This window comes from Micromonospora sp. NPDC127501 (assembly GCF_040302185.1).
GTDB lineage: Bacteria > Actinomycetota > Actinomycetes > Mycobacteriales > Micromonosporaceae > Micromonospora.
In genome coordinates, this window is sequence record NZ_JBEORJ010000001.1 from 355,924 (window position 1) to 369,880 (window position 13,957).

At 70.3% G+C, this 13,957-nt stretch carries 15 protein-coding genes; 12 read left to right on the top strand and 3 right to left on the bottom strand.

Translation table 11 applies throughout. From position 1 onward, the window contains the following. Positions 1-206: 206 nt before the first annotated feature. Entirely contained in the window at positions 207-1,421 is a 1,215-nt protein-coding gene (locus ABTW72_RS01485) for a cellulose-binding domain-containing protein (protein WP_350852757.1), read from the bottom strand. A gap of 464 nt (positions 1,422-1,885) precedes the next feature. Between ABTW72_RS01485 and ABTW72_RS01490 the strand changes: the two genes are divergently transcribed. From ABTW72_RS01490 to ABTW72_RS01510, 5 genes are all read left to right on the top strand, one after another. Then, positions 1,886-2,173, top strand: a complete 288-nt coding sequence (locus tag ABTW72_RS01490; protein WP_350852760.1) for a hypothetical protein — start codon at positions 1,886-1,888, stop codon at positions 2,171-2,173. A 117-nt stretch (positions 2,174-2,290) separates the two neighbouring features. Continuing rightward, on the top strand, positions 2,291-2,677 hold the full coding sequence (locus ABTW72_RS01495; RefSeq protein ID WP_350852763.1) for a YciI family protein: 387 nt from the start codon (positions 2,291-2,293) through the stop codon (positions 2,675-2,677). Next, on the top strand, positions 2,677-3,891 hold the full coding sequence (locus ABTW72_RS01500; RefSeq protein WP_350852766.1) for an RNA polymerase sigma factor: 1,215 nt from the start codon (positions 2,677-2,679) through the stop codon (positions 3,889-3,891). The genes ABTW72_RS01495 and ABTW72_RS01500 overlap by 1 nt, the downstream gene beginning before the upstream one ends. A 121-nt stretch (positions 3,892-4,012) precedes the next feature. Next, positions 4,013-5,002 carry a BtrH N-terminal domain-containing protein gene (locus ABTW72_RS01505; protein ID WP_350852769.1) on the top strand — a complete coding sequence of 330 codons (990 nt, stop codon included), beginning with the start codon at positions 4,013-4,015 and terminating at the stop codon, positions 5,000-5,002. Positions 5,003-5,053: 51 nt separating this feature from the next. Beyond that, positions 5,054-5,257: a hypothetical protein gene (locus ABTW72_RS01510; RefSeq protein WP_350852772.1), complete on the top strand. Its 204-nt coding sequence runs from the start codon at positions 5,054-5,056 to the stop codon at positions 5,255-5,257. Positions 5,258-5,286: 29 nt separating this feature from the next. Here the strand turns inward: ABTW72_RS01510 and ABTW72_RS01515 are convergent, their stop codons facing one another. After that, a complete protein-coding gene (locus ABTW72_RS01515) occupies positions 5,287-5,844 on the bottom strand; it encodes a hypothetical protein (protein WP_350852774.1) in 558 nt (185 codons plus the stop codon). Between the two features lie 78 nt (positions 5,845-5,922). On the opposite strand from ABTW72_RS01515, the gene ABTW72_RS01520 reads away from it, so the two are divergent. The 4 genes from ABTW72_RS01520 (at position 5,923) to ABTW72_RS01535 (ending at position 9,089) form a co-directional block, all read left to right on the top strand. Then, positions 5,923-6,273, top strand: a complete 351-nt coding sequence (locus ABTW72_RS01520; RefSeq protein WP_350852777.1) for a VOC family protein — start codon at positions 5,923-5,925, stop codon at positions 6,271-6,273. Positions 6,274-6,438: 165 nt separating this feature from the next. Then, the gene (locus ABTW72_RS01525) at positions 6,439-6,651 is read left to right on the top strand and encodes a hypothetical protein (RefSeq protein WP_350852780.1); all 213 of its coding nucleotides are present in this window, start codon (positions 6,439-6,441) and stop codon (positions 6,649-6,651) included. 81 nt (positions 6,652-6,732) lie between these two features. Beyond that, positions 6,733-8,886: a ThuA domain-containing protein gene (locus ABTW72_RS01530; protein ID WP_350852783.1), complete on the top strand. Its 2,154-nt coding sequence runs from the start codon at positions 6,733-6,735 to the stop codon at positions 8,884-8,886. 44 nt (positions 8,887-8,930) lie between these two features. Continuing rightward, positions 8,931-9,089, top strand: coding sequence for a hypothetical protein (locus ABTW72_RS01535; RefSeq protein WP_350852786.1), 159 nt, complete (start codon positions 8,931-8,933; stop codon positions 9,087-9,089). Positions 9,090-9,169: 80 nt separating this feature from the next. Here the strand turns inward: ABTW72_RS01535 and ABTW72_RS01540 are convergent, their stop codons facing one another. Next, entirely contained in the window at positions 9,170-11,650 is a 2,481-nt protein-coding gene (locus ABTW72_RS01540) for a M14 family zinc carboxypeptidase (RefSeq protein ID WP_350852789.1), read from the bottom strand. 248 nt (positions 11,651-11,898) lie between these two features. Between ABTW72_RS01540 and ABTW72_RS01545 the strand changes: the two genes are divergently transcribed. The 3 genes from ABTW72_RS01545 to ABTW72_RS01555 are packed head-to-tail and all read left to right on the top strand — an operon-like array spanning position 11,899 to position 13,957. Next, positions 11,899-12,426, top strand: a complete 528-nt coding sequence (locus tag ABTW72_RS01545) for a hypothetical protein (protein WP_350852792.1) — start codon at positions 11,899-11,901, stop codon at positions 12,424-12,426. Continuing rightward, positions 12,423-12,962, top strand: coding sequence for a hypothetical protein (locus ABTW72_RS01550; RefSeq protein WP_350852795.1), 540 nt, complete (start codon positions 12,423-12,425; stop codon positions 12,960-12,962). The genes ABTW72_RS01545 and ABTW72_RS01550 overlap by 4 nt, the downstream gene beginning before the upstream one ends. A 47-nt stretch (positions 12,963-13,009) precedes the next feature. Further along, on the top strand, positions 13,010-13,957 hold the full coding sequence (locus ABTW72_RS01555) for a hypothetical protein (RefSeq protein ID WP_350852798.1): 948 nt from the start codon (positions 13,010-13,012) through the stop codon (positions 13,955-13,957).

Consider the following 13,957-nt stretch of genomic DNA (forward strand, 5'->3'; position numbering starts at 1 on the left):
CGAACATATCAACAGCCCCTGCGGCCTGGCAGGTGGGGGTGCGGTGCGTCAGCCGACGGCGGACGCCGGCCCGCGTTCCGGCCGGCACCCGCTCACGTCGACGCCGACGCGATCGAGGGTGTGACCCGGAATCCGGGTCACACCCTCGATGCATTCATCCCCACGGCGGGGCACCGCTGACGGCCCCCACTCACGACCCCGACGGGTCAGCAGCCGATCCGGCTGGACCCCAGCGCGACATCGTCGTACCAGAGGGTGTCGGCCCCACCGCCGTAGCTCTCCCAGCCCAGCTTCAGGTCGGTGAGCTGCGGTCGCCAGGTGCGGTTGTACCACTGGCCGTCGATGTCGTGCGTCGGTGCGCCGTCAGCGGTCAGCCCGGGGATGGCGGTCCCGTCCACCCAGGTGCGCAGCTGACCGGTCGCGCCGTCCACCATGAACTCCACGCAGGTCCACCGGTTGGTGGGCAACGGCAGGCTCTGCGCCACCCCGGCCGGGCTCTGCTCGGGCAGGGTCGCGTCGTCGGAGGCGCGGTTCCACTGCAACGCGCCGTTCTGGCCACCCAGCCGCAGGTCCTTGTTGCCGTCGGCGGCGTCGGCCATCGCCATCATCGTGGTGTGCTCGGTCGGTTGGGCGGTGGTGTGCCGCACCCAGACCCGCCCGTATCGGACGTTGCCCACGCTGCTGAGGTTCTTCGTGGACCTGATGAAGACGTGGTTGCAGTACCCGGCGGCGCCGTTTATCCGAACCGACCGGCTGCCGCTGTGCGTGGTCGCCGTGTCGATGGTGGCGGTACCGGCACCGGAGCAGTCCGGGCTCACCACGGTCCAGTCCCCGGACGGCGTCGAACCGGTCTGGCCCTCGAAGCCGTCGCAGAGCACCGCGCCGGCGCACCCGGCCGGGGGCTCGGTGGTCGGCGGGGGCGTGGTCGGTGGCGGGGTGGTGGGCGGAGGGGTCGTCGGCGGAGGGGTGGTCGGCGGAGGCGTCGTCGGCGGCGGGGTGGCGCCGTTGCACGGCACGCCGTTCAGGCTGAACCCGGTCGGTGCACCGCCGCTGGAGCCGTACGTGCCCTGCAACCCGAACTCGGTGGAGCCGCCGGCCGGGATGCTGCCGTTGTAGGACGCGTTGCGGGCGGTCACCGTCGAGCCGGACTGGCTGACCGTGGCGTTCCAGCCGCTGGTGACCCGCTCGTCCCCGGCGTACGTCCAGGTGACTGTCCAACTGGAGACGGCCGCGTCCCCCGGGGAGACCTTGACGGTGGCGGTGAATCCGCCGGGCCACTGGTTGGGCGTGTAGTCGACCCGGCAGCCCTGGGCGGCTGCGGCCGGGCCGCTGAGCATTGCCGCTCCGGTGGTGGTCGCGGCGGCGGCCAGCGCGGCGACGACCACCAGGGTCGCGGCGGGGCGGGCACGGAAAATCGTCATGAAGGGTCCTTCTGCCATCGAGCTGAGCGGAGGCGGCACGGCAGCGCGTCCTGGACGGACGCGGCGCGACAACGTGCCCTGGATGCGGCGCGGCGGTGCGCCACAGCGACCGGTCGCGCGTACGACCGAAGTGCCCGGCTCGGGGGTGGACCTGTCAGCCGCCGACGGCCCGGTCCCGGACCCCGGCGGCGCCCACTCTCAATCTATTGACGATTGCCTATCGAATCAATAGTCGCCGGCCGGGCGTGTTCTCCGGCAGTCGAGGCCCGATGTCCCAGGTGCGAGGGAGCCACTCCCCTCGCAGAGGGGATCACTCCGCTCCCACCTCGCCGACTCTGGAGACATCGCTCCCGGTTCCGAGAGGGGAGCACGGCACCCCGGCGGACGCGACGGGCACGGTGCGCGTCTCACACTGGCTGTCCGCGGCAGACATCACCGTGCGGTGGGAGGCGTCGGTGGACTGCATGATCACCAGCCCGGGCCATGCGACACTGACCGGCATCGTCACCCGCGCCGACGAGATGGCCAGTGACTTCGTCGGCAAGCGGGTCGGTTTCAGCGTGCAGGACGGCGGGCGCCACGGCGACCGGGTCGGCTTCACCTGGTCAGCCAGCATGGACCAGGACGAGGCGGGCCAATGGGGCCCCGCCCGAATCGGTACGTGCCTCGCGCCGGCCGCGTTCGCCACTGTGACACGCGGCAACTTCACGGTGCGGCACGCCGAACTGACCGCGCCGCCGCAGGACGACTGACCCTGACTGCCCCGGTCACTGGGAAAGAACGTTCGGACCCGTGTCGATCCGTCGGCCGCTCGTTCGACGTGGGGATGCTGGGGCCGGGAGACGGCCTCGTCGAATGAGGAGAACGCGATGTCGAAGTACATGTTGATCATGCGGGGCACCGATGAGACGAACGCGGCCATGATGGCCAACCTCGACGAGATGATGGCCAGCACCCGCCAGTTCATCGAGGACATGATGAAGGCGGACGTTCTCGTCGCGGCCGAAGGGTTGGACGATCCGCGCCAGGGCGTCGTGGTCGACTTCGGCAGCGAGGCACCGGTGGTCACCGACGGTCCGTACGGCGAGACCAGGGAGTTGTTCGGGGGCTACTTCCTGCTCGATGTCGCCACGAAACAGGAGGCGGTCGAGTGGGCCACGAGGGTCCCGGCGGTCCGCGGGTCCAAGATCGAGGTCCGGCGGGTGGCCGAGGCCGACGAGGTCCCGCAGGGCGGCGAGAGCAACGGCCAGATCTGATGGGTACGGCCGACGTCGAGGCCGTCTGGCGGATCGAGTCGGCGCGGATCGTGGCCGCGCTGACCCGGTTCACCGGTGACTTCGGGCTGGCCGAGGACGCCGCCCAGGAGGCGGTGGCCGAGGCGCTGGTGGCCTGGCCGCGTGCCTCTCCGGCCAATCCGGCCGGGTGGCTGATGGCGACGGCCCGGCGGCGGGCGATCGACGCCATCCGCCGCCGGGTCGCCCTCCACGAGCGATACGCCCTGTTGGCGGCCGATCCCGCGCTCGATCAGGAGATCGACCCCGACCGGATCGACGACGATGTGCTGGCGCTGATGTTCGTCAGCTGTCACCCGGTGCTCTCCCGCGAGGCGCGGGTGGCGCTGACCCTGCGGGTGGTCGGCGGCCTGTCCACTGAGGAGATCGCCCGCGCGTTCCTGGTGCCGGTGCCGACCGTGCAGGCCCGCATCACCCGGGGCAAGAAGGCGATCGCGGCGGCCGGGGTGCCGTTCGAGCTGCCGCCGGCCGGCGAACGCCGGGAGCGGCTGGGCGGCGTGCTCAGCGTCCTCTATGTGATCTTCACGGAGGGGTCGACGGCCACGTCGGGCGACCGGCTGCTGCGGCCCGACCTGGCGTACGAGGCGATCCGGCTGGCCCGCACACTTGCCGCGCTACAGCCGGACGAGCCGGAGGTGCACGGCCTGCTCGCCCTGTGCGAGCTGACGGCCGCGCGCTTCCCGGCCCGGACCGACCCGGACGGCACCCCGATCCTCCTTGAGGAGCAGGACCGCCGGTTGTGGGACTTCCCGGCGATCCGCCGTGGGCTGGCCGCGCTGGCCAGGGCATCGCAGCGCGGCCTCGGCCCCTACGGTCTACAGGCCGCGATCGCGGCCACGCACGCGTCGGCAGCCTCGGTCGAGGAGACCGACTGGGCCCGTATCGTGCAGCTCTACGAGACGCTCGGCCGGGTCGCGCCCTCGCCGGTGGTCGAACTCAACCGGGCCGTCGCCGTCGCCATGGCCTCGGGTCCGGCGCCAGCCCTGACCATCGTGGACGAGCTTGTCGCCTCGGACCGGCTCCCCGGGTCACACCTCGTCCCGACCGTACGCGGCGAGCTGCTGACCCGCCTCGGCCGGCTTCCGGAGGCGCGCGCCGAGCTGGAACTGGCCGCCCGGCTCTGCGCCAATCAGCGCGAACGCTCGGTGCTGCTCGGCAAGGCGGCCGCGCTGAGCTGACTCTCTCTCGGGCCCGTACGATCCGATCGTCGGTGCTCATCGCCGCCCCCGCTGGCATCGCCGGCCCAGCCCGGCAGACCGCCTGGCCGGCTGGCCCACGAACACCAGATCAGGGAGCCGGATGATCATCGAGAAGGTGGCGTTCCCCGCCGGTCAGCACTGTGAGACCACCACGCTCGGTGCCCTGCTACGCCACGAGGGCCTCGACCTGTCCGAGCCCCTGCTGTTCGGCCTCGGCGAAGGGCTGGGCTTCGTCTACTGGGACGCCAGGAGCATGGCCTTTCCGTTCCTCGGCGGCCGTACCAAGCCGACCACGATCACCCGGACCGTCGCCAGCCGGCTGGGCCTGGCGTTGCAGATCCAGGAGACCGCCTCACCCGGTAAGGCCTGGCGGAACGTCGCCGGCTCCCTGGCCGCCGGACGTCCGGTCGGCCTGCAACTGGACTCGTACCACCTGGACTACTTCACCACGAAGGTCCACTTCGGCGGTCACTTCGTCGCCATGTACGGCTACGACGACACCCATGCCTACCTGATCGACACAGCCCAGCAGGGTGGTGCCGTGACCACCACGCTGACGAGCCTGGCGCGGGCCCGCAACGAACGCGGGCCGATGACCGCCCGCCACCTCTCCTACACCGTCGCCAGCCCGACCGGCCCGCCGGATCTGGGCACCGCCATCCGGGCCAGCATCCGCGGCAACGCCGACGCCTTCCTCAACCCACCCATCGCCAACCTGGGCCACCGCGGCATCGCCAAGGCGGCCCGGCAGGTGACCCGATGGCTCGACCGCTCCAGCGACCCGTCGCGTGACCTCCCGCTGGCCGCGACGCTGATGGAACACGGCGGGACCGGTGGCGCGCTGTTCCGTGCCATGTACCGCGATTTCCTCGCCGAATGCGCCACCATCGTCGACGACGCCGATCTCCGCCTCGGTCACCAGATGTACGCCGAGATCGCCCCGCTGTGGGTCCAGGTCTCCCACCACATCGCGGCAGCCGGACAGACGGGTGACCCGGACCAACTCACCCGCGCCTCGGCGATCCTCGGCGACCTCGCCGACCGGGAACGCCGAGCGATGCAGATCCTGTCCGGCATCCGCACCGACTGACCACCTCCAGATCCTCGGCGGCAATGACAGCGGACCGGCGTGCAACCCCCGGTGGGAAGGCCGCGTCGTACCGCCGCGACGGTCAGCTCAGAGATCGACTCGATCCAACTGCCCGGCAACCGGGTGCTCAGCGCGAGCGTCAACAACATGGTGGGGGTCGACGAGCAGGCCGTCGCCGCACAGCCGGGGCCTCCGCTCTCCGCCGAGCAGCTCAGGGCCATCGCGGTACGGGTCGCCGAGCGGGTCAGAGCCTGACGGTCACGGCGAGGGGCAGCGTCCACAGCTCAGGTGGTCGCCGGGTGGTACTCCATGCCATTGGTCCCGGGTATCAGCCGAGCGGTGTAGCTGGTGTCGGCGTCCTCGTCGACCTCGAAGCCGATGATGGCGCGTGCGAACGGCACGTCGGCGTACATCGTGACGGCGATGTCGGCCAGCCACCGGTCGAGTGCGGCGCGCCAGCTCAGCGACTCGACGCCGCTGCGGTCATCGAAGGGGAATCCGCCGACCCTCCCGTCCACCCGGGCGAGCGCACCGAGCGGGAGGTACAGCTCCAGGCTGTCGATGCCCTCGTACCGGGTGGTGTAGCTGCCACACACCACCCGCTCGCCGCACGGCAGAGTGAGCGTCCCGCGCAGGTGCCCGTCCACCGCGAACGCGTCCGCACCGGGGCTGACCTCGACGAGGCCAGCCCCGGTGCGGCACTCGCGGACGTCCGCGGCCCGCCACAATGCACTGACGGCCCGATCGAGCCGGGCATCATCGGCGGGGTCGAGGATCAGGATCAGCTCGTAGAACCCGCCGGTCCAGTTCTCGGCATCGCTCAGGTCGTCGGAGGCCGCCACCCCATCACAATCCACCATGGCGACCGCGGTGTCAGGCGGATAATCACGAGGTCCGAATCGTCCGAGTTGGAGGTGCGCATGCGCGTCATCCGCATTCTGCCCAACCTTCCGGTGGCTGACATCAGCGCCGCTAAGGGCTTCTACACCGACTTCCTCGGTTTGAGCACCGAGGCGTTCAACCTGGGCTGGGTGGCCCGCTACACCTCGGCCGACCCCGACGTGGCCGTGCAGCTCGTCTCCGGCGACGCGACCGCACCCGAGGACTCGATCATCAGCGCGCAGGTGGACGACGTGGACGGCGCCTATGCGGAAGCGCAGCGGCTCGGCTACGAGATCGTGCATCCACTGACCACCGAGCCGTGGGGGGTACGTAGGTTCTTCGTCCGCGCCCCGGACGGCAACATCATCAACGTGGCGGCTCACGCCTGAGGCGATCCTGCCAGTCCCGAGGGATTGACCCTCACAGACGCCCGAGGTTAACTGCACATCAACGATGTTGATCGATGTTCGTCCGATTGCCGTCAACCCGGCACGGGGGCACCGCTCCGCGTCGTCTCGACATCGCCCTCGTTTCGGCGGACGTGGGCACACCGGGTGCGAGACCTGCATCCGCACGACGATCCAGAGGAGATCGTGTCGATGAAGATGACGCCACCGCTACGAAAAGCGCTCGTCGACGTCTACCTGGGCAACCTCCTGGAGGCGATCGGCCGGTACGACAGCGCCACCAGTGCCGACGCGGGCAACCTGGTCGCGGCCTCGGTCGGCGACGGCGGCCGGGAGCAGTTCGACCTGATCGCCCTCTGACGCCGGAGCCGGCGGGCCGTTCGGGCCCGCCGGCCGCAATCTGCCGTGCCCCGTCCGTCCGCCCTCCCACAAGGAGCACCGATGCGCAGACGCGCCATCAGCACGCTCGCCGCCGCCGTCGTCACCGGACTCACCCTCGCCGCCGGTGCGGCGACAATCACCTCGTCCCCGGCCGAGGCCGCACCGTTGGGCAAGGTCCTGGTCTTCTCCAAGACCGCCGGCTTCCGGCACTCCTCCATCCCGAACGGCATCGCCGCCATCCAGCAGCTCGGCGCGGCGAACGGCTTCACCGTCACCGCCACCGAGGACGCGGCGACCTTCACCACGGCCAACCTCGCCCAGTACCAGGCGGTGGTCTTCCTCAGCACCACCGGCGACGTGCTCAACGCCGGCCAGCAGGGCGCCTTCGAGGCGTACCTGGCCGCCGGCGGCGGCTTCGTCGGAGTGCATGCCGCCGCCGACACGGAATACGACTGGCAGTGGTACGGCGGGCTGGTCGGCGGATACTTCGCCTCGCACCCGGCCATCCAGCAGGCGACCGTGCGGGTCGAGGACCGGGCCAACGCCTCGACCGCGCACCTGCCGTCGACCTGGACCCGCACCGACGAGTGGTACAACTACCGGACCAACCCCCGCTCGACGGTCAAGGTGCTGGCCAGCCTCGACGAGTCGTCGTACACCGGTGGGTCGATGGGTGGTGACCACCCGATCACCTGGTGCCACAGCTATGGCGGCGGACGCGCCTGGTACACCGGCCTCGGCCACACCGAGCAGAGCTACACCGACCCGAACTTCACCCGCATGCTGCTGGGCGGCATCCAGGTGGCGGGCGGGGCGGTGGCGGCCGACTGCCGGCCGGAGCCGGGCTACACCCCGCTGTTCGACGGCACCCAGGCCAGCCTCGGCCAGTGGCGGCAGGCGGGGCCGGGCGGCTTCACAGTGGCCGACGGCACCCTCACGTCGAACGGTGGCATGGGGTTGCTCTGGTACCCGGTGCGCACCTTCGCCAACTACTCGCTCAAGGTCGACTGGATGATGCCGGGCGACGACAACGGCGGGGTCTTCATCGGCTTCCCCGATCCGCAGGGCGACCCGTGGGCCCCGGTCGCCGCCGGTCACGAAATCCAGATCGACGCCACCGACGGTGACCCGACGCGCACCACCGGCAGCGTCTACAGCTTCCAGGCACCCAACCAGGCCACCCGCGCGGCGGCGCTCAACCCACCCGGCTCCTGGAACACCTACGAGATCGGCGTGCACGGCCAGCGGGTCGAGATCTGGCTCAACGGCGCCAAGATCAACGATTACGTCAGCAGCCGGGCCATCGCCAACGGCTACATCGGGTTGCAGAACGACGGCGCCGGAATGGACATCAACTACCGCAACGTGCGGATCAAGACCGACGGTCCGAGTGAGCCACCCGCCACCGACCTGGCCCAGGGCCGGCCGGTGACGGCGTCCAGCGTCGAGCCGGGCAGCGCGCACGCGGCGGCCAACGCCGTGGACGGCAACACGACGACCCGCTGGGGCAGCGCGTACGCCGACCCGCAGTGGATCACCGTCGACCTGGGGGCCGCGTACGCGATCAACCGGGTGCGGCTGGCCTGGGAGACGGCCCACGCGCGGGCGTACCAGGTCCAGGTGTCGCCCGACAACATCACCTGGTCGCCGGTGCACACCACGACCGCCGGAGACGGCGGCGTCGACGACCTCACGGTCACCGGCACCGGCCGTTACCTGCGGGTCTACGGCACCCAACGCGCCACCCAGTGGGGTTACTCGCTGTGGGACCTCAACGTCTACGGCACCGCCGCCGGTGGCACCCTGCTCTCCCGGGGCAAGCCGGTCACCGCGTCCAGCGTCGAGCCGGGCAGCGCGCACGCGGCGGCCAACGCCGTGGACGGCAACACGACGACCCGCTGGGGCAGCGCGTACGCCGACCCGCAGTGGATCTCGGTGGACCTCGGCGCGTCCCGCACCCTCGACCGGGTCCGGCTGACCTGGGAGGCGGCGTACGCGCGGGCGTACCAGATCCCAGGTCTCCCCGGACAACGTCAGCTGGTCGCCGGTGCACACCACGACCACGGGCGACGGCGGTGTGGACGACATCGCCATCTCGGCCACCGGTCGCTACCTGCGCGTCCAGGGCACCCGGCGGGCCCTGCCCGCCTACGGCTACTCGCTGTGGGAGTTGGAGGTGCACGGCCGCTGACAGCGGGCCGGACGACGCCCTAGCGCAGTTCCACGGTCCTGGCGCGGGTGTTGGCTGGGGCTTCGAGGTGACCGCGCTCGACGCCGGCCCGGACGTCGGCGACGGTCTGCCGGCCAACTCCCGCCGCCAGGACAGGTCCGCGCCGTGCATGGCCTGGGCGAACGCGCAGGACCGCTACGACAACCACTACGTGGACAGCCCGTTGTGGGCCGGCCGACGAGGCTGACCGACGCGACCCGTTCGTGCAGAGGTTGCCCCGTCGGCGCGGGTGGTCCGCACCGACGGGGCAACGATCGTCGTGGGGCGCTACCTCTTGGCGATCCTGATCGTCGCGGTGCGGTAGTTGTTGCGCTTGTCGTTCTTCGTCGGGTCGTAGTTCTTCTCGATGTTGCCGGCGCTGTCGACCGAGAACCAGTTGAAAGTCGTCGTCTCGGTCACGTGGAACACCTGCCCCGGCTCACGGAACTCGGTGGCCGCGTAGCGGGGCGACTCGAGCGTGGGCCGGCTGCCGTCGGTCGTGTAGTAGATGGTGGCCGGCTCGCTGGTCTCGAAGCGCACGTCGACAGGCCCGGAGTAGCGTCCCGCACCCGGAACCAGCTGGGACGTCGGGTTCTTGTTGTCCCTGCCCCAGTCCGCCGCGACCCGGAACATCTCCATGATCCCGTTGGCGTACTCCATCGTCTCGGCGTGGCCACTGACGAGCTCGGGGTTCCCGTCCCACTCCGGCTGGAACGAGCCGCCCTGCCAGTCGCCGGTGGCCGGGTTGTAGACGGAGCCTCCGACCTCCCAGCCGAACGCGTAGATGCCGTACGTGTGGTACAGGTCCTCGCGTACGTTGCCCGCCGAGGAGTAGAGGACGTCGGACGAGCCGCCGACGTTCTCCGGCGTGACGACAGTTTCCCGGTGCGCCTTGACCTGCGACAGGATCCGGGCGGCGGACTGCCAGTAGAACGCCTCGTCACCCAGTGGCGGACGCGGCGTGGTGATCCGGCCGTCCGCGATGTAGGCGCCGGGCTGCCAGAAGAGCTGGCCGCCGTTGGAGTGCACCGACATCATGAACTTGATGTTCTTGTACTTCTCGACCAGCCAGATGATGTTCTTCGACTCGGGCTCGGACAGCTCCCCCGGCCCCTGGTAGGTGCCACTGACGCAGTTGGTCGACCCTCCCGCGTAGCCGTCGTGGCCCGACCCGATCCGGTAGTTCCGGTTCAGGTCGACGCCCCAGGAGTTCCGCTGCGCCGGATCGGCGCTCGCGTCCGGGCAGTGGTTCGTCATGTTCTTACGCTGCGAGGCGAAGTTGTAGAAGCTGTAGTTCGCCCCGTCGGGGTTGTTGGACAGGATGAAGAAGACGTCGGTGTTCTCGACGATCTTCTTCGTCTCCCGGTCGGACCGGTAGTTGTGCACCAGACGTTCGGCCGACTCCAGGCTGGTCGTCGCCGGCACCCACTCGCGGGCGTGGTCCTGCGCCTGGATGAGGACACCAGGCTTCTTACCGTCACGGTGCTTGCCGATCCGCAGGACCGGGATCGTCGCGGGGCCGCGCGGCACCTCGCCCTCCGGTGCTCCGACGCGCTTCTGGTCGAGGAAGTCGGTCAGCGCGACCGGGCCGGCCGTCGGAGCGACGATGCCGGTGCCCTCGTTGGTGCGGTACGGGTGCGCCCGGTCGATGAGGCCCGCTGAGCGGGTCCGCAGCGCCTCGGCCACCTCGACGGCCGTGCTCGTCGGCGCGCCCGAGGAGTCCGTGGCGAGCAGGACACGAACCGCCTTGCCGGTGACCTCCACCGCCAGCGGGAGATCCGGGTCTGGGCGGTCCACGAAGTCCACTGTGATGTCGTTGCCGCCCTGGTGACCCCACGCCGCCGAGGTGACGACGACCGCCGCCTGCCCCGTACCACCGATCTGGGCCTGTGCCTTGCGTTGGTACCCGTTCGTCTGGTTCGGCAGGTAGACGATCTCGGCGATGTCCGGGTACTGACGGGCGATTTCCTTGGCCCGGCTGTAGAGCTGCTGCGGGTGCCGGTAGCCGTCCACGAAGTCCGACTTGTAGGACGGGTTCGCCGTCAGCGGCGGCGGGGCGTCCTCGAGCCAGTTGGAGACGACGCCGGTCGCGACGCCACCGGTGGAACTCGTCAGCTTGATCTTGTTGGGGCGTACGTCGAGCTTGAAGAGGTTCCGGTGGAACATGTACTGCCCGGAGTCGACGAACCGGCTCATCGTCCGGGCGAAGCCGAACGGCGTGCCCTTCCCCGAGTCGTTCTCCAGCTGCATCCCGACGATGGGGTCCGCCTGCTGCCCCTCGGTGGTCCGCGCCTCGACGTAGAGGAAACCCTGACCCTTTGTGGTGAACCAGTCGGCGCGGACCACGCGTACCGTCGCGTCGTGGTTCGCCGGCTGGGCCGCCCGGGCGCTGGCCGCGCCGAGACCAAGGCCACCGTCGGCCTCGTTGCTCCACGCGAAGCCCGCGTCGTCGCCAAGCAGCTCGACGCCCATCGCCGTGAGTTCGGTGACCTGCTCGGCGGTCACCACCGCTTCGCCCTCGATGCCGTTCGGCACGCGCCGGAGGCCGTGTTCGAGGTCGAAGCCGGCCGCGGCCACCTTGTCCAGCATGTCGGCACCGGTCAGCCTGATGTGGACGAGGCGTACCGACTCACGATCCTCAGGCTGGGATCGGCTGGTGGCGGCTGACTGCCCCGTGGGATCCGCGCCCGCAGGGCCGGTCGTCACGAGGATGCTACCCACCAGGGTGGACAGCGCGAGTAGCGCGATGCGCCGTTGTGATCGCCGCATTCCCCCTCCTTCTGCCTACGACGGGTGATTGCCGGCGGACCGGTCCGGTGAGCGTATGTGCGTTCGCGGCCCCAGTGGCTGACGTCGATCGAATTTGAGCATTCCTTGAGGCGACCGTCGCCGGCCCCGCACCGCCCGCGTCAGTACCCGGACGGCAGGTCCCCCGGCAGAGGGAGCGCTTCCCCATCCGTCGGGGAGGAGAGCTGATCCGCGGCCGGCGATCGTAGGTCCATGACTTCGGAGCGTCCATGAACCACGCTGACTCTGCCCGCGTCTCGACAGCCGACCCGCCGCCGTGGGCGGTCTGGGCCGCCTACGCCGTCCCGCTCTGCGTCCTGCCGTCCGCGGCCTGGCGACTGTCGCTGGTGTTCACCGACGACGCCGTCACCCAGTGGTACATGGTCTTCCTGTCCGCCCTGTCGATGGGACTGGCGCTGTCGACACTCGGGCTGGTGCACCGGTGGGGACAGCGGGTCCCGCACCGGGTGCCCCGCATCGGCGGCCGTCGGATCCCGGCCCGTCCGGTCGTGCGCGTCGCGCTGATCGGCGGCTGGTCGCTCGTCGTCATCTGCGTGTACGTCCTCCTGAACCAGAGATTCCACCTTGTGCAGAGCGGCTGGGTCGGCATCGGCGGCGACGAACCGGTGCACCCGCCCCCTGGCTGGGACGTGTTCCGTTACTACGCCCCAATGCTCGCGTGGGGCCCGCTCGTCATCGCCGTGGCCGCCGACTACCGCCGGCGCGCAGCCATCGTTCGAAGACTGGAGAAGCCATGAAAATCCGCACGTTACTTGTCGCCATGCTCGTCGGGGCCGTGGCGGCCGTCGGTGCCCCGGTGTCGGCGCAGGCCGACGACCAGGACCCACCGGAGGTACCCGCCACGCCGGGTGCGTGGATCGCCGGCGTCGGCGGTTTCGTCTACGACGAGCCCGGGACACTCGGTCATCAGATCCGGTTCGGCGTCCTGGGTTGGGTCGACCACCACGGGACAGGCCACGGCGTGTTCCGCTTCCGGCACGCGCTACCCGACGGGCACGTGGTGAGCGAGGGTCAGGCCGAGGTGACATGCGTCAGCGTGGTGGGCGACACCGCACTGGTAACCGCTGTCGTCCCGGACGGCGGAAGCCCGATGGTCAATCACGTCTTCGTTGTCAAGATCATTGAAGGTGGTCCGGGTCGAGCCGACCAGATCGAGACGCTCCAGGCCGGCGGCGATCCGACGAGACCCGCCAAGCGGTACTGCATCGACACCGCCCCGTACCACCTTTCCCGCTACCCGGTCCGACCCGGCGGCTACGCGTTCGGCTCGTGACGTTTTCGCGCCTGCGGGAGCAGAACGTCCGGTCCTATCCTTGCGCGGTGACGTACGCCGATCTCACTTGTGCGCAGTGGAACGACCTCTCCGATGGTGCCGCCCACCGGCTCGCCGAGGAGATCGCCGACCGGCACGGTCTGACCGTGCCGGTCGGCCTCCAGGACACGGTGTACGCGGGGCGGTCGCACCGGGTGGCGCTCTTCGAGCGGAACGGGATGCGGTTCGCTCTGGTGCCCGGTGGCCGACCGACGCTCGGCCACGACGCGGTCTGTTTCCGGCCCACCTCGGACCAGCTGGCCAGCTACGCCGACAGCGCTGAGGAGTACGGCCTTCCGTCGTTGGCCGAGTACGTCGACGCGATGACCTCGCCGGTGCGCACCGTGGAGTTGCCAGCGATGCTGGTCGCTGTTGAAGCGTTCGACCCCTGCCAGGTCTCGCTGGCGCCGGACGACCCCCGGGTGCTCAAACTCCTCGCGTCGGCGGGAGATCAGCTCGACGGGGTGAGCACGTTCCGGTCTGCCGGTGGGCTGACCGTCGAGTTCGACCAGACCGGGCAGGTGGCGAAGGCCCGAGCGGCCACGGACGTGTCCCATGACGAGGCGATGGCCCAGCTCGCGAGCGCCGGCCTGCGGACGACGACTGCGGATGAGTGGGAGTGGGCATGCGGCGCGGGGGCGACGACTCTGTTCTGCTGGGGCGATGACTGCCCCGCCGACGGTTACCCGTACGACTACAAGACCGGGATGCACCACGAGACCAACCTGTGGGGGTTGGCGATCGGGCAGGATCCGTACAAGCACGAGGCGACCACGGAGCGCACCATCGTGTGCGGCGGCGACGGCGGCAGCACCACCTGCGGAGGCAGCGGTTTCTTCCTGGGGTGGCTCGCCCTCGCGACCGCCTACCGGGACAAGGAATTCGGCCAGTGGCTCGCCTCTGACGACGGGTACGCCGAAGAGATCCTGACCCGGCCCGTCCTGGAGCTGAGCTGA